Source organism: Acinetobacter sp. 231_lipA (assembly GCF_058243005.1).
Genome location: NZ_JBZAYU010000001.1, coordinates 467,806 through 492,847, shown reverse-complemented (window position 1 = coordinate 492,847; position 25,042 = coordinate 467,806). Strand labels below are relative to the sequence as shown.

At 38.1% G+C, this 25,042-nt stretch carries 19 protein-coding genes and 4 pseudogenes; 15 read left to right on the top strand and 8 right to left on the bottom strand.

The window, feature by feature from the left end; all coding sequences use genetic code 11:
• Window positions 1-10 precede the first annotated feature (10 nt).
• The 7 genes and pseudogenes from AC4CUX_RS02535 to AC4CUX_RS02505 all read left to right on the top strand — a co-directional run bounded on the left by AC4CUX_RS02535 (window position 11) and on the right by AC4CUX_RS02505 (window position 7,794).
• Entirely contained in the window at window positions 11-1,204 is a 1,194-nt protein-coding gene (locus AC4CUX_RS02535) for an SIR2 family protein (RefSeq protein WP_291390259.1), read from the top strand.
• Window positions 1,197-2,339 (top strand): annotated as a pseudogene (locus AC4CUX_RS02530) (helicase HerA domain-containing protein); the annotation flags it as partial. The gene AC4CUX_RS02535 and the pseudogene AC4CUX_RS02530, both read left to right, overlap by 8 nt.
• Before the next feature lie 56 nt (window positions 2,340-2,395).
• The gene (locus AC4CUX_RS02525; RefSeq protein WP_007116247.1) at window positions 2,396-3,424 is read left to right on the top strand and encodes an IS701 family transposase; all 1,029 of its coding nucleotides are present in this window, start codon (window positions 2,396-2,398) and stop codon (window positions 3,422-3,424) included.
• A gap of 18 nt (window positions 3,425-3,442) precedes the next feature.
• Window positions 3,443-3,979: pseudogene (locus AC4CUX_RS02520) on the top strand (ATP-binding protein); the annotation flags it as partial.
• Between the two features lie 36 nt (window positions 3,980-4,015).
• Window positions 4,016-4,225, top strand: coding sequence for a hypothetical protein (locus AC4CUX_RS02515; protein WP_291390255.1), 210 nt, complete (start codon window positions 4,016-4,018; stop codon window positions 4,223-4,225).
• Between the two features lie 171 nt (window positions 4,226-4,396).
• Window positions 4,397-6,130 carry a hypothetical protein gene (locus AC4CUX_RS02510; RefSeq protein WP_490792151.1) on the top strand — a complete coding sequence of 578 codons (1,734 nt, stop codon included), beginning with the start codon at window positions 4,397-4,399 and terminating at the stop codon, window positions 6,128-6,130.
• Window positions 6,127-7,794, top strand: coding sequence for a hypothetical protein (locus tag AC4CUX_RS02505; protein ID WP_291390251.1), 1,668 nt, complete (start codon window positions 6,127-6,129; stop codon window positions 7,792-7,794). Before AC4CUX_RS02510 ends, AC4CUX_RS02505 begins: the two co-directional genes overlap by 4 nt.
• A gap of 151 nt (window positions 7,795-7,945) precedes the next feature.
• Here the strand turns inward: AC4CUX_RS02505 and AC4CUX_RS02500 are convergent.
• From AC4CUX_RS02500 to trpS, 3 genes and pseudogenes are all read right to left on the bottom strand, one after another.
• Window positions 7,946-8,551: pseudogene (locus tag AC4CUX_RS02500) on the bottom strand (flotillin family protein); the annotation flags it as partial.
• A gap of 45 nt (window positions 8,552-8,596) precedes the next feature.
• On the bottom strand, window positions 8,597-9,241 hold the full coding sequence (locus tag AC4CUX_RS02495) for a YqiJ family protein (protein ID WP_178928295.1): 645 nt from the start codon (window positions 9,239-9,241) through the stop codon (window positions 8,597-8,599).
• Window positions 9,242-9,701: 460 nt separating this feature from the next.
• The gene (trpS, locus tag AC4CUX_RS02490; RefSeq protein ID WP_490792150.1) at window positions 9,702-10,715 is read right to left on the bottom strand and encodes a tryptophan--tRNA ligase; all 1,014 of its coding nucleotides are present in this window, start codon (window positions 10,713-10,715) and stop codon (window positions 9,702-9,704) included.
• A 197-nt stretch (window positions 10,716-10,912) separates the two neighbouring features.
• On the opposite strand from trpS, the gene AC4CUX_RS02485 reads away from it, so the two are divergent.
• Window positions 10,913-11,839, top strand: a complete 927-nt coding sequence (locus AC4CUX_RS02485) for a DUF808 domain-containing protein (protein WP_114836765.1) — start codon at window positions 10,913-10,915, stop codon at window positions 11,837-11,839.
• 41 nt (window positions 11,840-11,880) lie between these two features.
• Complete coding sequence (gene ypfJ, locus AC4CUX_RS02480; protein ID WP_004695581.1) at window positions 11,881-12,786, top strand: KPN_02809 family neutral zinc metallopeptidase; 906 nt, start codon at window positions 11,881-11,883, stop codon at window positions 12,784-12,786.
• A gap of 54 nt (window positions 12,787-12,840) precedes the next feature.
• Here the strand turns inward: ypfJ and AC4CUX_RS02475 are convergent, their stop codons facing one another.
• Window positions 12,841-13,398 carry a hypothetical protein gene (locus AC4CUX_RS02475; RefSeq protein ID WP_078425319.1) on the bottom strand — a complete coding sequence of 186 codons (558 nt, stop codon included), beginning with the start codon at window positions 13,396-13,398 and terminating at the stop codon, window positions 12,841-12,843.
• A 223-nt stretch (window positions 13,399-13,621) separates the two neighbouring features.
• Between AC4CUX_RS02475 and AC4CUX_RS02470 the strand changes: the two genes are divergently transcribed.
• Complete coding sequence (locus AC4CUX_RS02470; RefSeq protein ID WP_004695584.1) at window positions 13,622-15,121, top strand: cation:proton antiporter; 1,500 nt, start codon at window positions 13,622-13,624, stop codon at window positions 15,119-15,121.
• Between the two features lie 114 nt (window positions 15,122-15,235).
• On the top strand, window positions 15,236-15,559 hold the full coding sequence (locus AC4CUX_RS02465) for an MGMT family protein (RefSeq protein WP_178928296.1): 324 nt from the start codon (window positions 15,236-15,238) through the stop codon (window positions 15,557-15,559).
• A gap of 43 nt (window positions 15,560-15,602) precedes the next feature.
• On the opposite strand, the gene AC4CUX_RS02460 is transcribed toward AC4CUX_RS02465, so the two are convergent.
• Complete coding sequence (locus tag AC4CUX_RS02460) at window positions 15,603-16,043, bottom strand: universal stress protein (protein WP_178928297.1); 441 nt, start codon at window positions 16,041-16,043, stop codon at window positions 15,603-15,605.
• Window positions 16,044-16,340: 297 nt separating this feature from the next.
• On the opposite strand from AC4CUX_RS02460, the pseudogene AC4CUX_RS02455 reads away from it, so the two are divergent.
• Window positions 16,341-17,873: pseudogene (locus tag AC4CUX_RS02455) on the top strand (KAP family P-loop NTPase fold protein).
• On the opposite strand, the gene AC4CUX_RS02450 reads toward AC4CUX_RS02455, so the two are convergent.
• Window positions 17,852-18,490 (bottom strand): CatB-related O-acetyltransferase, encoded by a 639-nt coding sequence (locus AC4CUX_RS02450; protein ID WP_490792149.1) that lies wholly within the window; start codon window positions 18,488-18,490, stop codon window positions 17,852-17,854. The pseudogene AC4CUX_RS02455 and the gene AC4CUX_RS02450 sit on opposite strands and share 22 nt — an antisense overlap.
• A 236-nt stretch (window positions 18,491-18,726) precedes the next feature.
• On the opposite strand from AC4CUX_RS02450, the gene AC4CUX_RS02445 reads away from it, so the two are divergent.
• From AC4CUX_RS02445 to tnpC, 3 genes are all read left to right on the top strand, one after another.
• Window positions 18,727-19,110 carry a transposase gene (locus tag AC4CUX_RS02445; RefSeq protein ID WP_010327285.1) on the top strand — a complete coding sequence of 128 codons (384 nt, stop codon included), beginning with the start codon at window positions 18,727-18,729 and terminating at the stop codon, window positions 19,108-19,110.
• Window positions 19,107-19,442, top strand: a complete 336-nt coding sequence (gene tnpB / locus AC4CUX_RS02440; RefSeq protein ID WP_004684362.1) for an IS66 family insertion sequence element accessory protein TnpB — start codon at window positions 19,107-19,109, stop codon at window positions 19,440-19,442. The genes AC4CUX_RS02445 and tnpB overlap by 4 nt, the downstream gene beginning before the upstream one ends.
• Before the next feature lie 74 nt (window positions 19,443-19,516).
• Window positions 19,517-21,121: an IS66 family transposase gene (tnpC, locus tag AC4CUX_RS02435; RefSeq protein WP_205667426.1), complete on the top strand. Its 1,605-nt coding sequence runs from the start codon at window positions 19,517-19,519 to the stop codon at window positions 21,119-21,121.
• Between the two features lie 103 nt (window positions 21,122-21,224).
• Here the strand turns inward: tnpC and greA are convergent, their stop codons facing one another.
• Both greA and carB read right to left on the bottom strand, forming a co-directional pair.
• Window positions 21,225-21,701, bottom strand: a complete 477-nt coding sequence (gene greA / locus AC4CUX_RS02430) for a transcription elongation factor GreA (RefSeq protein ID WP_004695598.1) — start codon at window positions 21,699-21,701, stop codon at window positions 21,225-21,227.
• A 93-nt stretch (window positions 21,702-21,794) separates the two neighbouring features.
• Window positions 21,795-25,028, bottom strand: a complete 3,234-nt coding sequence (gene carB / locus AC4CUX_RS02425) for a carbamoyl-phosphate synthase large subunit (RefSeq protein ID WP_010327274.1) — start codon at window positions 25,026-25,028, stop codon at window positions 21,795-21,797.
• Between the last annotated feature and the right edge of the window lie 14 nt (window positions 25,029-25,042).

The window sequence follows — 25,042 nt, the reverse complement described above, 5'->3', positions numbered from 1 at the left end:
AGGTAATAACATGACTAATAAATATTATAATTCATTAAAGCAGGTTTGGGTTTCTGCTGATAAAGATGACGGAATTGAGAACGAAACTTTTGAGTCCGATATTAAAGGGAAATTAAAATCAGCTCTTCAGATGCCTAATCTTATGGTGTTGGCGGGAAGTGGAACATCATTAGGTGATGTTGTAAAAGGTCCCAAAATGTGGGATTTATGGTTGGCATGCACCACTAATGATATGGATATAATTGCTAAGGAGTGTTTTGCTGAAAATAAATTTGATATCACTATTGAGTCAAATCAAAACATAGAAATATGCCTATCCCATTGCGAAGCTTACTCACAAGTTAGTACAACAAAAGAAAAAACGACTCTATTCATAAAAAAATGCAAGGAATTAATTTTAGAAAAATGCCGTTTTATTAATGATAAAGATGCACAACTTCTTGGTCATAAAGAATTTATTAGAAAATTAGCTAGAAGAAAATCAAAAGATCCTAGAGTTAAGCTTTTTACAACCAATTATGATACCTGTTTTGAAGATGCCGCTGGACTATTAGGTATTACTGTAATTGATGGTTTTTCATTCTCTATGCCTCGGATCTATGATGCAAGGTTTTTTGATATGGATATTGTTCGTAGAAACACTTCTTCTTCTTCGACCAACACCCATTATTTAGAAGGTGTTTATCAACTCTATAAACTCCATGGCTCTACAAATTGGAGTCGTCGTAACACTAACTCTTATATCATCGAACAAGCAGAAAATGTAACAGCTGAAAATAGTTGTATGATTTTTCCTGCAAAGGGAAAATATCAGCAGTCATATATACAGCCTCACTTAGAGTTAATTGCTCGCTTTTCTCAAAGTTTAAGAGAGCCGAATACATGTTTAATCATTGCTGGATTTGGATTTAATGATGATCATTTATCCGAGCCAATATTATCCGCAATTCTCTCAAATCCACACTTAAAAGTTATAATTGTCTCGCCAACTATTGAAAGTGATATTGAAAAACCATCATCTGAAACATCGAAGTATTGGGGAATGTTTAAAAAAATTGCAGATGATAGAAAGAATGATGAGATTTTCTTTCTAAATTGTGATTTTCAGCAATTTTCGAGTTTTATTCCTGATCTTACGGCTTTATCTCCTGCCGAAAATTTTCATGAAAATTTGAAAAAATTATTTGGAGATAGAGATGCTTAATGAAAAGGGTGTAATCAAATCAGAATTACTTTTTGGAAAGGTAAATGCAGTTACTGCCAATTCTGTAAACTTTGAGTATATAAATTTACAACACCAAGCAACTTACTATCATGGCAAACGTTATGGAAAAGGAGAAGTTGGTGAGTTCATATTAATTGAAAGTCAAGTGAACTTAATTCTTGGTCGTATCGTAGAAATCAAAAAGGATGATTTAGATAAGTCTAATTTAGACATAGCTGGGCGAATCCAACTTCTTGGCACAATTCAAATGGACAGTTTGTATGTAACTGCTGGAGTTGAATATTATCCAAATATTAATGATCTGATCTATTCAGCACCTCATGAACTTATCGCTCAGCTTCCTAAAAGAATGAATAAAGGAACACCAAAAGTTGAACTAAATTTAGGTTTCATAGATTTAGATCAGGGTTGCGATATAAATGTAACACCTGAAAAACTATTCGGTCGCCACCTAGGAATCTTAGGTTCAACAGGTGGTGGTAAAAGTTATACGACAGCCAAAATATTAGAAGAATGTCGAAGATTTAACTCGAAAATAATTATTCTTGATCCAACTGGAGAATATAAAGATTTCATTGGTGATGATATTGAAAATATTCATTTGAGTGATCCCATTAGCCCAGCCGTTGGGTCTTGCGCTGTAAGTTTGCCAGCAGAATGCTTCCAAGAGACTGATTTTATAGCATTGTTTGAACCTTCAGGCAAAGCACAAGGTCCTAAATTTAGAGATGCTATTCGTAGTCTTAGACTTGTTCATTTATTAATGCTTAAAAACGATCAGCATTTAGAAAAAATTAATGACGGTGTTTTTTTAAAAATTGGAAAAAAAGAAAGTAATTGGACAGAATCTATCAAGTATGTTCGAGGTACAGAGCTTATCGAAGATCCTTATATGCCATTTAACCCATTAAGATTATGTAAACAAATTCACCAAGAATGTATTTATCCAGCAGATCAAAATGGAGTATGGAAACCTGATCCATCGGGTTTCAGCTATTGTCTTTCATTAATATCAAGAATACATGGAATAACGACATCTAAAACTTTTAGATTTGTTTTTAAACCAGAGGATTTGCCAACTCTTGTACAAAAAATAGATGATTTTTACATATCATAGGACTTACGCATTGACGGATTCAAAAAAGTATTAAAATACTTTATAAAGTATCTGTGATCAGACGAATTAAACATGCTTCTACAGCAACTTGTACATTACCCATTTATATGGGCTTTCTCATGACAGAACCGAACTCTATTAGCTGCACACAACTTGCCGAGACTTATAACATCTCGCATGATAGTGTAAATCGCTTTCTAGAACGTGAAGACTACACACCTCACGACCTATATCAAGAAGCAATTCAACATATTGATAATAATAAACTTATAGTCAGTATTGATGATACTGTTTTAGATAAACCCTATAGTCAACATATGGACTTGGTTAGCTATTTTTGGTCAGGCAAACACCACCGATCCGTCAAGGGTATTAATCTCATTACCTTGTATGCGACAGATCAGAATGGTCAAAATATTCCAATTAATTTCCGAATTTATGACAAATCTGAAAGTAAAACCAAGAATGATTACTTTATGGATATGTTAAGTGAAGTACTCAGTTGGGGTGCAAAGATTCAATTTATTACAGGTGATAGTTGGTATTCATCGACTGGAAATCTAAAAACCATAAGAAAATATGGTATTCGATTTATGTTTGGTATCGACTGTAACCGTAAGGTTTCCCCAGAAAAAGGACAATGGTTTCAACTGCGTTTATTGCCAAATTTCCATCAGGGTCAAGTGGTCTGGCTCAAAGATTTTGGCTTTGTACAATTATTTAAGACTCAGTTAAAAGAACAGCAGAGGTTTTATATTGTGCATCAAGATGAAGATGATTTATTGTCCTTTGAGGGTTTTCATGAATTACATTCAAGTCATTGGAAAATAGAGCAATATCACCGGGTGATTAAACAGGTTTGTCATATTGAAAAGTTTCAAGTAAGACGATCTAAACTGATTTTGAATCATATTTTTTCAGCCTTGATGGCCTACGTCGAGATACAAAAGAACCAGTTTGAGCGGATCTTTGAAAATGTATATCGTTGGCAGAAGAAATTATTTAGACCAGTTATCAAAAACTTCATTGATGACTTTATTCTCGATAAAAATCATCTGCTACCACAGAGAATCTATAAATAATAGTGCGTAAGTCCTATATCAGATAAAAAAATTTTAAGAATCGATCTAAGTGATGTAGGTTTTGAATTTAAGGCTAGAGAAATTGTTGCAAATGTAATTGGAAGACATTTGTTAAATCAGGCTAGAGCAAGACGATTTTGTAATAAGCCAATAGTTGTCTTTCTTGATGAAGCACATAACTTTCTTGGAAAAGCTATTGGTAATGAAGATACCATTGCCCAATTAGATTCATTTGAATTAATTGCAAAAGAAGGACGTAAATTTGGTCTGAATATTTGTTTGGCGACCCAGCGACCAAGAGATATCACAGAAGGAGTGCTAAGCCAATTAGGAACACTGATTGTCCATAGACTTACTAATGATCGTGACAGAGAAATTATTGAACGTGCATGTGGTGAGATAGATAAAGCTGCATCCGATTTTCTACCAAGCCTACAACCGGGTGAAGCTGTTCTAATAGGTAATGACTTTCCGATACCACTAACTATTAATATCCACAAGCCTTCGATAACTCCAAACTCATCTGGGGCAGATTTTCAAAATAAATGGTTGTAAATTGATCGGTATATAAGTGAATAGAGATAGTAGAATATGCCAAAAAATATTGATTTGGATGAAGAGCGTAGAAATGAATTAAGCATGCAAATGCTGGAAGACCTTAAAGCAATTGCGGCTTTAGAGCAAAGACCGATAAATTATTTTAAAATGGATAAAAAGGGAATTTTCTGTGAGGTACAAATTTTACAAAATAATCAGGTTAAGAAGAGCAAGGACAATCCGAGTAAGTCAATTAAAAATTAATTTCAGATTCTGTTTTAAATAGATGCTGAAATTGTTTTTAACTTTGACCTCTGTAGATCAATCAGCATAATATGAGGCTTAGTACAAAGTACGTTTGATTGATTATTAAATTTAATTAATCGCAATTTTATATCACTAATATAAATAGGCCTTAGGAATATATAGAAAATTATGACCCTAGAAGATTTAATCAACAATTTGAAAAATGATAAGTTAGATTTGGAAATAAAAATCCGTTCTCTATGTGATTTTTATTTGTATTCGGGGTCTTCTCAAGAAAATGCTAAAATAATAGCCAATGAACATGATGATAATCAAATTGATTTAATTGTTTTTGCTACCCAAGTTGTTGATAAATTGAACAAAAAAGAAGTAATTAATATAGATCAATTTGAACATGTTTTTTTCAACTTAGTAGTTTTAACGAATAGATTAGATTTCCCTGAACTCATAAATATTGTTTTAAATTTTGAGAAAATATTTAAACATGATTCCATGAGGTTTCACTATCTAAAAAAAGTAGCACAAAAAAATATTGGTTATGCAGAATATTTGTTTAATTTCATAGTTACTAGATTAGATGTACATTATGATAAGTTAGGTCTAGCAGTAGCTTGCTTAACCATTTTTGACCCTATCAAAACAAAAGACTTTATTTTGAATCACTTTGACCTAGAGGAAAAGAATATAGATTCATTATTAAATGCAGTTCGATACTTAGAATACTCTTCAACTATTGATGCGCATCAAATAGTAGATAAAATTAATAATTTAATAAACAAAGATCAGCTAAATAGCTCTCAATTTTCTCAGATTTTAGAAATTGTTACTTACATTTCCTTGCAACATAACAATCTAGAAAATCATGTTATTAATACAATAGAGCTAATTCTTAGTAAGATTAGTCCCACTGATATTTCAGAAAAAGCTGCCAACTTATTGTTTTTTGAAAGTGCTAAGATTTCAAAAAGCTTAAAGCAAAATTTTTATCAAATGATCATCAATGCTGAAAATATTTCTCATCAAATTTGTAATAATTTGGGTCTAACTATAGAAAATCAAAGTACTGATGAAGATCTTAGAGAATTAATAGAGATTATTGAACAACTTTTACTAAAACACGAAAATATTTCCATTAAAAACTTTCATACCTATTATATTTGTGAAAATTCAGACCTGCTTAATAAAATAGTTACACGATGGTTTCTCTCCAAAAAGAAAAATTTATGGGAATCTGCATCGGATATAATTACATCTAATCATATTAAGTCATTGCACATAGATTTTTCATGGGTTAATAATTTTAAAGAAGAAGACTCTATTTTTTTAACAAAGAAAGCAATTGGATGGTTATATATACACGAAGGCCTCATTCTTAACTTTATAATGGACATTTTAAATTGTATAAAAAATACAAAAATAGTTCTCCAAATTTTAGATTTAGCTTTCCAACATGTAATTATAAATTATGAACCTCAACAAGTTGCCTTCTTTTTTGACTTAAAGAATTATACTGAGGAAGAAACGAAAAGTATAATTATAGGATTAAAAACCGAACATGAAGTTATTTATACCGATATAAAACAAGCTAGTGATTTAAAAGAGTTAGCCTGCCCCTTAGAGCACTCAAGACTAATACAATATAAAAGACATCATGAAAATGAAAAAATAAACAAATCAGCTGATGCTCAGTCAGTATTTGCTGATCTATTTACAAAAAAAATTATGTTATATGGCGAAACTCATATCCACATTGCGAATACTGGAAGCAATGAGATAACTCTTCAAGAAGATGCTCTCAGTTCTTTTTATTATAATATGACTTTACCTCTACAATATTTCACCGATCCCGTATTATCAGCATATCAAAGACAAATTTTTATGAATGAGGGGATGGAAAAATGAAATTAATATTGAAAGAATACTTAAGATCATTAAAAGAGCGTAATGAACTAGATGCCCTCCTACCTGACCTCTTAACCGAAATGGGAATGATTGTAACATCTTTGCCGCAAAGAGGAACACGTCAAAATGGTGTGGACATAATGGCGGTAGGTAAAAATACTAAGCAGGAAGATACGGTCTTTTTATTTTCAGTAAAAGATGGTGATTTAAATCGTACACATTGGAACGGTGGAAGTGATCAAGCACTGAGACCTTCTATCGAAGATATTATTGATGTATATATACCTAATAGAATCCCTCAAGAGCATAAAAATAAAAAGGTTGTCATATGCCTATGCTTTGGTGGAAATATCTTAGAACAGGTTAGAGAACTTGTTTCCAGTTACACCTCTCAAAAAACAACAAAACGCATCTCATTTGAAGAATGGAATGGAGATAAAATAGCTGAATTAATTATTCAGCATTTACTCAAAGAATCTCTTTTACCAGTTGGTTTTCGCGAAGAATTAAGACGTTCAATTGCAATGATAGAAGAGCCTGAGGCTTCTATTCAATATTTCCATTCTTTGTTGCAACTTATTGAAAAATCAGCACTAAGTGTTTTACGTAAAATTCGCTTGATAAACCTATGTCTATGGGTTCTATACTCATGGTCACGAAACTTATATAATCTAGAAAGTGTTTATCAATGTTCTGAAAAAGCTCTCTTTATATCTTGGTTGATTGTCAAAGATATTTATCCGAATAAAAATAAAGAAGCTACAGAAGTGAGAATTGCTTTTGAAAATATAGTTAGAGTTTATAGACAAATTACTGAAAATTTTATAGATAAATTTAAGCCTTATTGCGATAAACAATATGCAATATCCGCTAATGCGCATTATGGTAGCCATGCAAATACGAATATAAAACTATTTGATATTCTGAGTAGATTTTCTGTTTATGCATATTGGTTATATTCAGATATACAGAATGAAAATGATCAGGATCTTAAACAGAAATTAATCGACAAGCTTTGTAATCATCTTGATGTGTTACAATCATTAATATTGAATAACTCAATTCTTTTTACACCAATAAAAGATTCTCAAATTATAGAAATTTCATTATTTATTCTAGCATTTAATCTGAGTAATGAAGAAGAACATATTAAATTCCTTAAGCTCTACGTAACTAATTTAATAAATGCATTAAAAACATCATACGGTATAAACTACTTGTATCCTGTTATATATGAAGATTTTGAAAAGCTATTAAATCATTCATCACAACATGATGATAGTTATTTTAAAGAAGCAACATCTGGTAGCTTAATGCTTCCAACTTTAGCATTAATTAGTGCTCTTTTTGAAGATGGTCCATCTTTTAAAATAATTCAAGAAATACAAAAGAACAAACTTTCTCATTGTAATTTTCAATTTTGGTTTCCAAGAGAAAAATCAGAAAACATCATGTTAAGCTCATCTGATCGACTGCATGGAGCTTGTTGGTCAAGTGTACCAATTCAAAAAAACATGCCTGAATTTCTGAATGAGGTTCAAATCATGTTATCTCAAAATGAACATTTGAAAAATTTTTCACTTTTGAAAAATAATTTAGATCCTATATTTTTAGTTGCCTGTAGACATTATCGCCAACCTATTCCTTTGAATTTCACAATTTAAGATTTAGATATATTATCTAACTTTCTTGTGGGCAATTAGGATGAAAATATGGAATTTTTATTTATTTTTTATTAAATTTTATGGAATTTTTTAAATATGGAATTTTTTTTTAAATAAATCTTAAAAACAAAAACTTATAGAAAAATTCCATTTTTACTTGTATAGATTGGTTCGCATTAAAGTATTTGAAACCTGTTTGGTCTAAACCTGTTAATGACACCGTTTCAAGCTCTAGACCATTTTTATGTAAGTCTTCAGACACCACTTGTTGTACTTTTTGTACGAAGTCCACGCGCTTTTCATGTAACTCTTCCATCGCCATTTCAGCTGCTACAGCACGCAAGGAATCGACAAATTTACCTTCTACAAGGTTCTTCAACTCATTTGGAGACATGGTTTTTTGTCCCAAAGTCTGCGCAGCCACTGCAATTGATTCAGCCAAAGGCTTTACACGCACATAGAACTCAGCCATGACATCGACACGCATACGGTCTCGGGTAATGAGCGCTTGGTCATCAGCACGGCGAACCTCTAAACGTAGCGTGTTCATGTTGACAGGAATAATTTCATGTAATACAGGCAGTACAATTGCACCTCCACCTAAAATGACTTTTTCGCCGCCAAAACCGGTACGTACGAAAGAGATTTCTTTGCTGGAACGACGGTACAGACGGGCAATAATAATGCCGATAATAACCAGAGCTGCAAAGATAATCCCTGCAAGAATAAGAATGTTATAGAAATTGTTGCTGAGCATAAGGGTCCCGATTTTATTTAAAGTTATAAGTACAAAATGAAAGAATTAAAGTGAAATGGCTTTAAAGCCAATCTTGGTTTTTTGAGTCAAAATGACTTCTTGACCTTGAGAAAAATGAAGGTCTGTTTCAGGTTCAACCAGTACATAATGCGTTTGCCCGAACTGATCTTGAACTCGTGCTTGAGCAGGTGAGTTAACTTTAGCCTCTCCTAAAATAATCAGTGCTGTTCGTCCAATCAGCTCTTCACTGTAAATTGCTGTGGTTTCATCTTGTGGCAAAATTTTAGCAATCAGCATGGCGCTGTAACGAATCATAGGCATCGAAAGTACGAGGCAAAGAGGTGCCATGATCCATGCACTCCAATAGCTCCCGGTCCAAGTTTGAAGAATGGACTGTAGAATAAAGCCACTTAAGCTATACAGGGTGAGGAAGATAATCAGCCAAACCAAGAGAGGAACACGGCCAATAAACAACCAATCCAGCAGGGCATTGAGCCAACCTTGATCGGCATCTAGTGCAATGTCGACGTCTTTAGTACTGCCTAAGTTATCAGGTAGGAATTGGTCAAGTAGGCCTTGTGAGCCGCCGCCTAATACCAATAAAATCAATTCGAGCAGTCCCAACAAAAACATGAGACTGAGGCAAATACTAAAAATTAAATTGGATGGGTGAGTAAATAATTCCCACATTCTAAAGGTTCTCTATTTTTATGCTGTTATCAGTTAAGTGTAAATTTTTAAAAAGAATTGTATTGAAATTGGGCTTTAGCATAGCATTCAAAAAACAGAATGTCTAAGTTTGTTGGCACGTAAAGAGAGAGCAGTTAAATTGTAATTTGATAAATTTTAGGCAAAAAAATACGCAATGATTGGGGTATTCATTGCGTAGAACTACGAATCTGTTGTTACACAGTTTCGGTAAAAAGGAGAAACGTTATATCTCAGGGTTAATCTAAGCTATGAACTCATCATAAGGGTTGAGCATTCTTATTTCATGAGTATTCACGTTAATTACTGTAAATTTAGGTTAACAAACGACACTAAATGTCAGTTTTTGAGATGCATGTGGCTTATTCGTGTTTATTTCGCGATTAAAAAAGCCTTTCTCAGTGAGAAAGGCTTTAAAGAAGCGCATTAGTTTAAGACCGGATTAGAAATGAAACACTCCTAAACCCGATTTAACTTCATCTAGAGTCTGTTGCGTGATGTCACGACATTTGTCTGTACCTGTCTTCAAAATATCCATGATGTAATCAGGGTCTTTCGCAAGTTCCATACGACGTTCACGAATTGGCGTGATCAGCTCTTTCAATACGCCTTCAAGACGCTTTTTCACCGTACCATCGCCCAAACCGCCACGGCGGTAATGTGCTTTCAGTTCTTCAACTTCTTCTTTGTTTGGATCAAACGCATCTAAATACGTAAATACGATATTACCTTCAACCTGACCTGGGTCTTCAACACGCAAGTGGTTCGGGTCGGTGTACATCGCATTAACAGCTTTTTTAATGTCTTTATCTGTTGCATCCAACACAATAGTATTGCCCAAAGATTTTGACATTTTGGCTTTACCATCAAAGCCGGGTAAACGGCTCATATTGGAAAGCAGAGCTTTACATTCAGGCAGTAATTCCTGACCAATCTGACGGTTTATGCGGCGTACGATTTCATTGGTCTGTTCGATCATTGGAATCTGGTCTTCACCCACAGGTACAACCGTTGCTTTAAATGCGGTGATATCTGCGGCTTGTGCAACGGGGTAGCATAAGAAACCAGCTGGAATATCACGTTCAAAACCACGCATCTGAATTTCAGACTTGATGGTTGGATTACGTTCTAAACGAGACACTGTCACAAAGTTGAGATACAAGATGGTGAGTTCATTTAGCGCGGGTAAGCTCGACTGCACGCAAATGGTGGTTTTGGTTGGGTCGATTCCGACAGCTAAGTAATCTGTGGCAACTTCAAGAATATTGCGGCGAACTTTTTCGAAGTTATCTGCATTGTCAGTAAAGGCTTGTGCATCGGCCAATAATAAATGCTGATGGTGTGAATCCTGCAAACCCACACGTGAACGTAAAGATCCGACAAAGTGCCCTAAATGAAGTTGTCCCGTTGGACGGTCGCCTGTCAAAATAACAGGACGGTTGTCTTGATTACTCATTATCTATTTCCAAAGTCGTCGTAGCGACATGCTATTTTCAAAGAATGCAGACATTGTACGGCATAATCTTTTTCAATGTCAGTCTTAAAAAAACTGCAGTGAAAAAATTATAAAATCAGTTAAATTTCAAAAAACAAATATTCAAAAGCTTAGATCACAGATTAAAATGTCAAAATTCTCAAGATGGATAAAAATAAATGGCGAGTAGCTTATTAATATTACTAGATGATATTGCCACGATATTAGATGACGTTGCAGTCATGAGTAAAATGGCAGCAAAAAAAACGGCGGGCGTTTTGGGCGATGACTTAGCACTGAATGCCCAACAGGTGAGTGGGGTTCGTACTGACCGTGAGCTGCCTGTGGTTTGGGCTGTGGCTAAAGGCTCTTTTGTTAATAAATTGATTTTAGTCCCTGCAGCGCTGTTGATTAGTGTGGTTGCACCGTGGCTGATCACGCCACTGTTGATGATTGGTGGTTTATTTCTATGCTATGAAGGGGTAGAAAAAGTCCTGCACAGTTTGCATCACAAAAAAGCCAAAACCGAAGAAGAAGCCAGCCAAGAATTAACTGCGATTGAAACCGATATGGCGACTTTTGAAAAAGATAAAGTCAAAGGGGCGATTCGTACCGACTTTATTTTGTCGGCAGAAATTGTGGTGATTTCACTGGGGACTGTAGCGGCAGCAACTTTTTCAACCAAAGTTATGGTGTTGTCTGTAATTGCTATTTTAATGACTGTCGGTGTGTATGGTTTTGTGGCGATGATTGTCAAAATTGATGATTTAGGGCTGTATCTAACTCAGCAAGCCTCTTCATTTAAGCAAACTATTGGCCGTGGTTTACTGGCTTTTGCACCAAAGCTGATGAAGACCTTAACTATCGTGGGCACTATCGCGATGTTTTTAGTGGGTGGCGGTATTATTTCCCACGGCGTGCCTTTATTGCATCATTTCACTGAAGGTTCAGTGGATTATGCTGAACATATTCCAACTGTGGGCAGTATCATTGGAGCATTAACCCCAACACTGATTAATTTAGTGATCGGTTTTGTGGCTGGTTTGATTGTATTGGCTATTGTGAGCTTGATTAAAAAAGTTTGGCCGAGCTCAAAAAAGGCATAAACTGGATCGGGTCAGCATGAATTAGAAGAAGGAAGAGTGCTATGCGTTGGAAGGGACGTCGTGTCAGTAGCAATGTCGAGGATCGTCGCGGTGGTGGCGGTGTCAAGGCGGGTGGCATCAGTATTTTAGGGCTGATCGTGGCCTTTGTGGCATGGAAATTTCTAGGAGTCGATCCGCAGCAAGCCTACCAAGCCACTAAACAAGTGACCGCACAAACTGGAGCGGCAGAAACTCAAGGTTTGGATAACCCAACGCCTGATCAGCAGGAAGCGATGGACTTTGTCGGTACGGTACTGGCCGACACTGAAGACACATGGAGTCAAATTTTCCAACAGCAATTGGGACAACAATATGTTCCACCGAAGCTGGTGATGTTTTCAGGAGTGATCAATTCGGGTTGCGGTACTGCTCAGTCTGCAATGGGGCCGTTTTACTGTCCAGCAGATCAGAAGGTGTATATCGACACCGCTTTCTTTAAAGACATGCGGACTCAAATGGGTATTGGCGGTGAGCAAAACCAAACGGAGTTGGCGCGCCAAGATCAAGCGGGTGACTTTGCTCAGGCTTATGTGGTGGCACATGAGGTTGGACATCATATTCAGACCATTTTAGGTATTTCTGAACAAGTACAAAAAGCTCGTGCACAGGGCTCAAAAGCGCAAGGCAATGCTTTATCGGTACGCCAAGAGTTACAGGCTGACTGTTTAGCAGGAGTATGGGCGCATCATAACAATCAACGAACTCAGTTCTTAGAGCAAGGGGATGTTGAAGAGGCGATGGATGCGGCACATAAGATTGGTGATGATTACCTACAAAAGCGGGCAACAGGGCAAGTGGTCCCTGATAGCTTTACCCATGGAACCAGTCAACAGCGTATGACTTGGTTTGGCACTGGCTTTAAGTCGGGTCAAGTTGAAAGTTGTGATACCTTTAACCAAGCCATTTAAGCCATAAAAAAAGAGGCGATTGATCGCCTCTTTTTTTATTTCAAGCAATTCATTCTAGCGGTTTAAGAACTGCTTAAAGTTTCGAGCAATACGGACACTCACATATAACGCAATACAGGCAAATAACAACACCCCAAACACCACATACTTTAAGTTGCTCATATCCGCACGGTAAAACTGTTGAATTTGTTCAGGCGTATAACGCAATGTTTTAACATCTTGTGTGCGTGTATCGAGATAACTGACTTGCTGAATATAGTTAAACTGACCTGCTTTGAGTAGTTCAATTGACTGAATTTGGCGGGTATGTTGTTCGTTGTAGTCATCTACACAAATGTCAGTTAAATAATGATCACAGCTGAGTTTGGCGATATAACCCTGATTGGCCACATGCAAATAAATATGATCATCGGGAGCTTTATTGTTTGAAAGTAGAACCAGTGTTTGATCGGGACGAGAGTTCATTTTAAAACTTTGGGCTGAGGCAAAAGTTTGCTCGGCCTGTAAAATTTCTTTGGTTTTTGCAAAGCAGGTCAGAAACAACGCAAAGGTGGTCAGGAAAATAATCAGTGCGAAGAACATCCGAAAGATGGTTTTAAAAGTGAATTGCATAGGAGATCAAACTTGGTCAAAGGGAAAGTTCACGCATAAAAAACATGCATATGCGCTATGTTAATTCATCATCAGGAGAAATGTTAAAAAAATTATTTTTTTCGGGCGTTGAACTGAAAAATGATTAAAATATTTCGAGTATCAATGTGTATGAAATGAATTTTTATTCCATAGATAAGCACTGAAAGCCGCCGTCTCCCCAACCGCCCAATTTGGAAGTTCAATGGGAAATTATTTTTTTCTACAAGTTTTTACCGTTATTTTTGCATTATCCATTGCAACGACTATTTTCAATAAACGCATTTTAGGTTTTCCTCAAGCCATTGGCGTACCCATCGTTTCTGCCATTTTTGTCTTTATTTTACAGTGGGGTGCGAGCCTGCTGAGTGGTAATCAGTTTATTACCATCAATATTCACAACATTGAAGAAGCGGTTCGTCACATCGACTTTTATGACTTTTTAATCAATGGCGTGATTTGCTTTATTTTGACCTCGTCGGCATTGAAGTTCAAAGTCTCAGATTTACGTAGTTATTGGAAGCCAATCAGCATTTTAGCCAGTATTGCGCTGGTGCTGTGCGCCGTGTTCTTTGGGGTGGTGCTCTATGGTTATCAGTTCATCATTGGGCAGCATGTCGATTTATTGGTGCTTTTGTTGTTGGGCGCTGCATTGGGTGCAACGGATCCGATTGGGATCAAAGGCGTGCTCAGTTCTGTACGCGCACCGCATCACTTAATGGTCAAGCTCGAAGGCGAATCACTGTTTAATGATGCCATGTGTATTGCGTTATTTATGACGCTCTTAAACGTCTTACAAGGTGAAAACTTTACCGTCATGGGCGTGTTGCAGACCTTACTCTATGAAATTTTTGTCGCCGTCATTATTGGTTGGGCCTTTGGTTTAGGGATCTTGCGACTGCTGCGTGGTAAGCACGAAATGGAGTCTCTCATTTTGACCACAGCACTCTTGGCCTGCGGTTCGTACTTGGTTGCACTGTTTGCACATGCTTCAGCACCGATTGCTTGCGTCATCGGTGGTTTGATTGTGGGGAATAAATGGAAAGAAATTTTACAAGAGCGCGAAATACGGGAAGTGAACCATTTTTGGCATACGGTTGAAGGGATTATTAACTCCTTCTTATTCACCTTAATTGGTTTGGAACTGTTTATTTTAGATCTCAGCTTTAGTCTGATTTTTGGCGGCATCGTCGCTTTTATTATTCTGCATGCTTCACGTTTTGCAGCCAACTATTTATCTTTTGCCTTTTTTCCCTCTTTCCGTAAGAAAAGTTATAACGGAAGTTTGGCGATTTTGTCATGGGGGGGAGTACGGGGTGGGATCTCCTTAGCACTGATCTTAGCGGTAGCCAACGTGCCTGAGTTAAGTGAATACAGCAGTATCTTGATTGGTTATACTTTTATCGCCGTGTTACTTTCAGGTATGGTCTGTGGTCTAGGATTACCTGCTGTAATGAATGCGTTCTATTACAATCCGAATGAAGAAAAGACGGGTTTTAAAGGCTGGTATCAACGTCTGTGTAATAAAATGAACCGTAAAGGCTTCAAGTACATTATTGGTGAAGATGCACAGGGCTATGAAACCATTATTGTCTATCAACCTGAAGCATTGATTGATGTTAAAGCGGATGACGGCATTGCCGCGGTGCATAACCCTGAGCGAGTTCAGGAAGTGAAACGGCTGGAAAGTCCTGATAATTTTTAGTGATTTGCTCAATCAAGAAGCCCCTGTATTGGGGCTTTTTAGAATGAATGAGCTGGTTTATTTGAATCAAATAATGATGTCATTATGGAATACTTAGAATAGGGCACATTTGAAATGGCAGAATCGATAGTCAAAGAACTAGCCCCGATGATTTTTCAGGTGATCGCTCAGATTCCTTATGGGCGGGTAGCCAGTTATGGACAAATTGCACGTTTAGCAGGCATTCCCAAACATTCGCGTTTAGTGGGCTATGTGCTAAAACATATGGATGCAGACAGTAGTTTACCTTGGTATCGGGTAATCAACTCCCAAGGAAAAATTAGCCTAAGTAAACTGAATGATCAGGGACAAAACATTCAAGCACAGTTACTTCTGGCGGAGGGTATTTTAGTGATTGGGGACAAAGTGAAAATGAAAGAGTTCCAGTGGAATATTTAAAATAGAAATGCTCTACCTCCGTAGAAGTAGAGCACTCGATGTATTACTGACGAACAACTAAAACAGGAATGTGCGCTTCACCTAAAACACTTTGTGCAACACTACCTAGGAATAAACGTTTTAAACCTGTGCGGCCATGAGAGCCTATGACAATCAGGTCTGCTTTAGATGTTTCAGCTTCTCTGATAATTTCACGGTGTACGACCTGACCTTCAAGTAGTTTTGCTTCAACAGGAATGCCCAGATCGCTAAATTTAGCTGCTGTTTCTTCAAGTGTTTTCAAAACTGAAGTACGCGCACGTTCAATTAAGTCATTGGTTTGAGTTGCAGAAATGTATTCAGCAGCAATGTAAGGATCAAGTGCAAGTACTTGAACAACTGTAATTTTACCGCCAAATGCTTTAGCAAGTTCAGCTGCCTGCGCAACTGCTGCATATGATGTTTCTGAACCGTCTACAGGGACTAAAATGTTTTGGTATGCCATGGTTGTTTCTCCTTATTATCAACTGATTATACGTGCAGATTTCTGTTCTAATGTATCACGGGTTAAATACAGCTTATATCTTGATAATAGCTGTATTTTTTAAAGAATAAAACCTAGTAAATTCATATGGATATTTGCATATGAAATGCTAATTTCTCACTTCTAAATTAGCACAAAAGCATGTGAATAATAATCAATTTAACACTAAAGTTGAATGTAAATGTAGCGTTTAAGAAACATAGGCTTTGTCTAAAAAATAGCTTATATTTATGAACAACTTACTACTTTATAAATACGATGAAAGATAAGAATCAACTGAATTGGCAACGGACAAATTTAGAGAATATAGAAACAGCTTGGGAAGGTGACCTTTGGGATCGTAAGCGTTTGGGTGTTCAACTGACGAATTATGTTGATCGTTTGCAGTGTGGGGCTGTACTCGCTTTAGATGCTCGTTGGGGGGAGGATAAAACTTGGTTTGTTCAGCATTGGAAAAAACATTGGCTTTGTTGCATAAATATGTAAGCATCTGATTTAAATAAATTTAATTTTGGATCAAAAAATAATCAAAACTTTTAAAATCATATAGTTATGAAATCTTTGTGCAACAAAGCCAAAAACATTTAGAAGATGAAAACCATAATGTGATTTATCTAGATGCATTTGCAAATGATTATTTAGATGATCCATTTTTAGTTGTGACTTCAGAAATTACAAATACTTTAAGTAAAGACAAAAAGACCAAAAGTAAGGTTAAAAAACTAATAGATCTATTAGCATCTGTAGGTACAGCATTGTTGCCATCTTTACCAAAAATTGCATTAACGCTTGGACTTCATCTTGTTGGAGCTGGATTTTTAGGTGGAATCTTGCAGCAAGGTTATGAAAATGCACATGATGAAATAGATAAATTATCTGATGAGACGAGTGATCGAATTAAAGAAAGTATTCAAGAGAAAATTGCAGGTCATGAAGCTGAAAAGAAAACTTTAGAAGAATTCAAAAAAACATCTAGCTCAAACAGTTGAAAAGTTAGACAAACCACTAGTTTTTATTATTGATGAACTTGATCGTTGTCGTCCTGATTTTGCAATTCGTTTGATTGAAAGGGTTAAGCATTTCTTTGATATTCCTAAAATTATTTTTATTTTGGTGATGGATAAAATGCAATTTTCAAAAGTCATTTGTCATAACTATGGTTACGATGAAAAGTTAGGGGAGGAGTATTTAGATAAGTTTGTAGATTTTACAGTTGGATTAAATACACTAACTCCAAAATTACAAGATAATTTAAAAATTAATATTTATGATGTTTTCAAAAAATTAGGTTTAGATTTTAGTGATACGAAGTTCGAATGCTGTGTTGATTTGATAGCTTTTTATGTTAAAGATCAGAGCCTTTCGAAAAGAAGTATCATAAAATTAGCTAGCCAGTTTGCATTATTATATTCCGAAAAATTTGATAAATATAAAAATCAAATATTAATTATGCTTTTGATTAATAAATCATTTTTATTAATAAGCAATGATTCTCTAGAGTTATATAAAGTTTTATTAAATCAAATGGATGATTACATTGCAAAAAATGAAAGTGATTTTTCAAAATTTAAATCACTTTACGCACAATCTAACTATTCAACTATATTTATTAAAGCTTTCTTTTTTTATGAAGAAAATAACATTTCTGTGTTTAATGAATTGGTTGATAATTTTGAACAATTAAATAGTTCTCAAAAAAGATTAAGTATTGTATCTATGAGAAATCTTAGGCCGACTGAAAATACAGATTTCTTGGGTTCTTGGAAAAATTATATTTTGGGTGGGATTTGATTCTTTAAAAATGATATGAGCTGATAAACATCATCCGTCTGTAACTGCTCGCGCATTTTTAAAAACTGCTTTTCATCTATGTCATAGAGCTTCAGTGCAAGCAGTTTTTCTATATCTGCTTCGGGAAAGCGATACTTAATAATTTTGGCAGGCACACCACCTACAACGGCATAGGCTGGAACATCTTTGGTCACGACGGCACCTGTTGCCACCACTGCGCCTTCACCGAGTGTTACACCCTGCATAATCATGGCACGAGAGCCAATCCAGCAGCCATCGCCAATGATGGTATCACCTGCGGGAATAAAACTACGTGTATCAAAAGGAAAAGCCGAAATCCAGTCAGTACGATGCAGTTGGTTACCACCCATCATAATGACGCATTCTGCCCCAAAACAAACAAAATTGCCGATATAGAGCTGATCAATCGGTTTATCTACGGTCGAGGGCTTATCATGCAAATAACGCACGACACAACGTTCAAAACCTTGATCCCAATACGCTGAGTAGTAAGAGTAATTTCCTTTAATGTGAATATTCGGATTCTTCACCGTTTTAAAGATGAACTCAAACTCACACCAGTGTTTGACAGGAGAATTAATCAGGGGCTCAGACATAAAAAGACAGCGTTGGAGAGTGTGAGAAATTATAACAAATAAAAGTATTGCTTTGAAAAAGAGAGGGTGAAATGGATTCCTTAAATCTATCTCATTCTTGGAGTGAAATTTCCCACGTGCATAACATTAGAGCAAAGGAGAAGTATTTGGGTAAGCGTCCGCTGAACACATCTTATGAATTCGTCCTATAAGCCTTAATTTAGTCCTCACTTAAAAACAAGTGGGAACTTAAATTTATGACTACAAATAATCAGACATCCATCGCATCTCTTACGATAATACGAAGAACATATAGTGCTGAATTTAAACAGCAGATCGTTCAGGCGTGTAAAGCATCGGAGGTTTCAATTGCTTCGGTCGCTTTGCAACATGGATTGAATACAAATCTTGTATCCAAATGGATTCGCTTAATTGATGCTAAGCCAGGGAATGATCGCTCACCCCTACCGAATAAACCTACATTTATTGCCTTATCTTGCTCCGCACCATTAGATCCTATCCCTACTGGCATGTTAACGGTTCAAATTACTTTACCCCACTCAAAAGCAGAAATTGGCTTGAAATGGCAAGTATCAGAAATATCTGCTTTAGCAGAATTACTCAAGGCACTTACAACATGATCCGTATCGATGAAATCTGGTTGTCTACCCAGCCCATGGACATGCGTGCAGGTATGGATACGGCCATGGCTCAGGTGGTGAGAGCCTTTGGCTACATTAAACCGCATTGTGCTTACCTGTTCTGTAATAAACGTGGCCATCGCATGAAAGTGCTGGTACATGATGGACTGGGGATCTGGCTGTGTTCTCGGCGGTTGGAACAGGGCAAATTTCACTGGGCTAAAGTTCATCAGGGTGAAACCCTTGCACTCAGTCCAGAACAGTTACAGGCACTGATCCAGGGTTTGCCTTGGCAGCGCATTGGACGACAGCAAGTGGTCACAATGCTCTAAACTAGCTTGGTCCATTCTGCTATTCTCCAAACGTTCTATTTCATTCTTCTCATGACCTCAGGCATACTGCGGTCATGAATACACTGCCTGATTTAAGCCAACTGACCCATGAACAACTGCTGGAATTTACCCGGCAGTTGGCAATGCAGCATCAGTCTTTGGCACAATCAAATCAAGAATTAGAAAAATCAAACCAGCAATTGGATGCCAAAGTTCAACATCTTTCCATTCTCACGCAAAAATACGAGCATGAGCTCGCACTATTTAAACAGCACAAATTTGGCAGTAAAAACGAACATCTCACCGCAAAACAAATCCATCTGTGGGATGAAGCGGTCGAAGAAGATATTGCCGCTGTTGATCTGGAACTGGAACGGCTGAATGCAGATAAAACTGATGCAGCGACACACAAAGCCACAGTCAACAAACCTAAACGTCGACTGCTGCCCGATCATCTACACACCATCCGTATCGAGCATGAACCAACATCAACCCAATGTGCTTGTGGCTGCACCTTGCGTCGTATCGGCGAAGATATCAGTGAAAAACTACATTTCAGACCGGCACAGTTCTATAAGGAACAGCATGTGCGTGGCAAATGGGTCTGTGATCAGTGTGACACCCTGACTCAGCAAGCGATGCCCGCCTATGTGATTGATAAAGGTATTGCCAGTCCTGAACTACTGAGCCATGTGTTGGTCTCGAAATACGCAGATCATTTACCGCTGTACCGTCAACGTCTGATCTATCAGCGGGCGGGAATCGAGCTTTCTAGATCAACTTTATCTGACTGGATAGGTCGCTGCGGTGTAGAACTGGAACCTCTGGCCAATGCTTTAAAAGAGGTGGTGCTGCAACAGCGGGTGATCCATGCCGATGAAACACCAGTCACCATCATGCGGATGAGTGATGATGAGAAAAAACCGAAGAAAGGTTATGTCTGGGCCTATGCAACAACCCAATATAATCCAATTCAAGCCGTGATTTATGACTTTCAGGATAGTCGTTCAGGCCAGCATGCTGAAGCGTTCCTGAAAGACTGGCAGGGCCATCTGGTCTGTGATGATTACAGTGGTTATAAAGCACGCTTTAAATCAGGCCAAGTCATTGAGGTGGGCTGCATGGCGCATGCTCGTCGTAAATTCCATGAACTGCATGTGACCAAGAAAAGTCAGGTCGCTGAACAGGCCTTAGTGCTGATTCAGAAACTGTATGCCATAGAAGCAGAACTCAGGAGAAAGACCGATGGTACAGCAGAACAGCGCCGCGAATACCGACAACAGCATAGTCAACCGGTGATGCAACAACTGTATGAATGGCTCAACCAGCATCAACTGACGGTGCCATCGAGTTCTCCAACCGCCAAGGCCATCAATTACACTCTGAAGCGTTGGCCAGCTTTAAGCCGCTATCTGGATGATGGCAATCTACCGATTTGCAATAATTGGGTGGAAAACCAGGTGCGGCCTTGGGCGTTGGGACGTAAGAACTGGTTATTTGCAGGTTCGCTGCGTAGTGGTCAGCGAGCGGCAAACATCATGACTTTAATCCAGTCAGCAAAGCTGAATGGGCTGGATCCGTATGCCTATTTAAGTGATGTGCTGAAAAGATTGCCGACCCATAAAGTGACCCAAATAGAAGAATTGCTACCACACCGCTGGAAATCCAACTCAAATTAAAAAATAGACATGGGGTTCAGCGGACGCTTACGTATTTGGGAAAATACAAAAACAAAAAACCCCTCAATCGAGGGGTTTCTACAGCCGTAAATATCAAAGAAACTTAGATATATGCAACTTTTACAATTTCGTATTCAACTTCACCCTGAGGGGTTTGAATTTTTACTTCATCGCCTTCGCTTTTGCCCAAAAGGCCACGTGCGATAGGAGAGTTCACTGAAATTTTATTGATTTTAAAATCAGCTTCGTCGTCACCAACGATCATATAGGTCTTTTGTTCTTCGGTATCTAAGTTTTCGATAGTGACTGTCACCCCAAAAACCACACGACCGTTTTGTTCAAGTTCTTTTACATCGATAACTTGAGCCGCACCCAATTTACCTTCAATGTCTTGAACACGACCTTCACAGAAACCTTGTTGCTCACGCGCAGCATGGTATTCCGCATTTTCTTTTAAATCCCCGTGCTCACGTGCTTCAGCAATTGCTGCAATAATACGTGGACGTTCAATACTTTTTAATTGATGTAATTCTTTCTCTAAGGCTAATTTGCCTTGGGGAGTCATAGGATAACGTTGCATTGTTGTCCCTCAAGTCTGTGAGTGTAAAAAATATAGGTTTATAAATGAAAAAAGCCCGCCACCGAGAGGTGACGGGACTTCTCGGTAAACGAATTAACCTACAGTTTGTAAATCTTGCAAACGGTATACATCCATTGGCAATTGAATCGCAAAAGCTTGGCATACAGCATCAGCACCGTTCAAGGTCGTCGTGTTATACACTTTCGCTTGAAGCGCTGAACGACGAATCGAGAACGAATCTTGTTGAGCTTGTTTGCCTTCAGTTGTATTGATAATGAGGTGAACTTCGCCATTTTTCAAGCGGTCCACGATATTAGGACGGCCTTCAGTGACTTTATTTACACGTTCACACTCAATACCCGCAGCTTTAATGAACTCATAAGTACCGCCAGTCGCAAGTACTTTGAAGCCAAAGCCTACCAGTTGCTTCGCAATACCAACAGCACGAGGCTTGTCTGAATCACGCACAGAGATAAATGCATGCTTCACTTCGCCTTCTGTAGGAAGACCCGGTACGCGTTCATTCGAGCCTAACACAGCTTTGTAGAATGCTTCACCAAATGTTTTACCTACACCCATTACTTCGCCTGTAGATTTCATCTCAGGGCCAAGAATAGGGTCAACACCCGGGAACTTGTTGAACGGGAACACCGCTTCTTTTACAGAGAAGTGAGTCGGGATGATTTCTTTAGTGAATCCTTGAGATTCTAAAGACTGACCCGCCATACAACGCGCAGCAACTTTCGCTAAAGACTCACCGATACATTTAGAAACGAATGGCACAGTACGAGACGCACGTGGGTTCACTTCTAGGATGTAAACGTCTTCGCCTTTCACAGCAAACTGTACATTCATCAAACCAACAACGCCAAGCTCTTTCGCCATAGCAACGGTTTGACGACGCATTTCGTCTTGGATTTCAACTGAGAGTGAGTATGGAGGAATCGAACATGCTGAGTCACCTGAGTGAATCCCTGCTTGTTCAATGTGCTGCATAATACCGCCAATCACAACGTCTTTACCGTCAGATACACAGTCTACGTCAACTTCGATCGCATCATCTAAGAAACGGTCAAGAAGAACTGGCGCTTCATTTGATGCTTGTACCGCATCACGTAAGTAGCGTTTAAGCTCTTCGTCGTTGTATACGATTTCCATCGCACGACCACCGAGTACATAAGAAGGACGCACCACCAGTGGGTAGCCTACTTTCGATGCTTCAGCCATACCTTCTTCAGCAGATTTTACAATGCTGTTGTTTGGCTGGCGAAGTTGAAGACGTTGAATCATTTGTTGGAAACGTTCACGGTCTTCTGCTCGGTCAATCGCATCTGGTGATGTACCGATAATTGGCGCACCTGCTTCTTCTAAAGCACGAGCCAATTTAAGCGGAGTCTGACCACCATACTGAACGATAATGCCTTTTGGCTTTTCAGTACGAACGATTTCAAGTACATCTTCCAATGTGATTGGTTCGAAGTACAAACGATCAGAAGTGTCGTAATCCGTTGAAACTGTTTCAGGGTTACAGTTCACCATGATGGTCTCGTAACCATCTTCACGCATTGCAAGCGCAGCGTGTACACAGCAGTAATCGAATTCGATCCCTTGACCAATACGGTTAGGACCACCACCGATCACCATAATCTTATCTTTATCAGATGGGTTTGATTCACACTCATCATCGTAAGTTGAATACATGTATGCAGTGTCAGATTCGAACTCTGCTGCACAGGTATCCACACGTTTGTAAACTGGCGTTACGCCCAAGTTCCAACGGTGCTTACGGAATTGTTTTTGTGAAATACCCATCAAGTTCGCGATGCGAAGGTCAGATAAACCTTTACGTTTGAACGAACGGATGTTGTCTGCGTTTAGATCACCAAAACCTAAAGTTTTGATTTCATTTTCAGTTTTGATGATGTCTTCGATTTGGATCAAGAACCATTTATCGATTTTCGTCGCTTGGAACACGTCTTCTAAGGTGAAACCATGACGGAATGCGTCAGCCACATACCAAATACGCTCTGGACCCGGAACTTTAAGTTCAACCAAGATCTTTTCTTTCGCGCCTTCAGTTCCTACTGCGATTTTTTCATCAAAACCACACGCACCCACTTCAAGACCACGAAGTGCTTTGTTTACAGACTCTTGGAAGTTACGACCAATGGCCATTACTTCACCCACAGATTTCATCTGTGTGGTCAGTGTTGCATCTGCTTGTGGGAATTTTTCGAAGTTGAAACGTGGAATTTTTGTTACCACGTAGTCAATTGCAGGTTCGAACGAAGCAGGAGTCGTTCCGCCCGTGATGTCATTTTTTAATTCATCAAGGGTATAACCGACAGCCAATTTCGCGGCGATTTTTGCAATCGGGAAACCTGTTGCTTTTGATGCAAGGGCAGATGAGCGCGATACACGCGGGTTCATCTCGATGATCACCATACGGCCAGTATCTGGGCAAATACCGAACTGAACGTTAGAACCACCTGTTTCTACACCAATTTCACGAAGAACTGCTAAAGATGCATTACGCATCAATTGATATTCTTTGTCTGTTAATGTTTGCGCAGGCGCAACAGTGATTGAGTCACCTGTGTGCACGCCCATTGGGTCAAAGTTTTCGATCGCACAAACGATAATACAGTTGTCGTTTTTGTCACGAACAACTTCCATCTCGTATTCTTTCCAACCAATTAAAGATTCATCAATCAATAATTGTTTGGTTGGAGAAAGATCGAAACCGCGTTCACAGATTTCAAGGAATTCTTCTTTGTTATAAGCGATACCGCCACCTGAACCACCCATCGTGAATGACGGACGGATAATCACAGGGAAGCCGAAGCGTGCTTGAATCTCTAAAGCTTCTTCCATGTTTTCAGCAATCGCAGCTTTTGGACATTCAAGACCAATTTTACGCATTGCTTCATCAAACAGTTTACGGTCTTCAGCTTTTTCAATCGCTTCTTTAGTCGCACCAATCAATTCAACATTGTATTTTTCTAAAATACCGTTGGCATCCAGTGCGAGCGCACAGTTCAATGCTGTTTGACCACCCATTGTTGGAAGGACAGCATCTGGACGCTCTTTTTCAATGATTTGTGCAACAGTCTGCCAAGTGATTGGCTCGATATATGTTGCGTCTGCCATCGCAGGGTCGGTCATAATGGTTGCTGGGTTAGAGTTCACCAAAATAACACGGTAGCCTTCTTCACGAAGAGCCTTACACGCTTGCGCACCTGAGTAGTCAAACTCACATGCCTGCCCGATGACAATCGGACCTGCACCAATAATTAAGATACTTTTAATGTCTGTACGTTTAGCCATGATCGCTTCCTTAA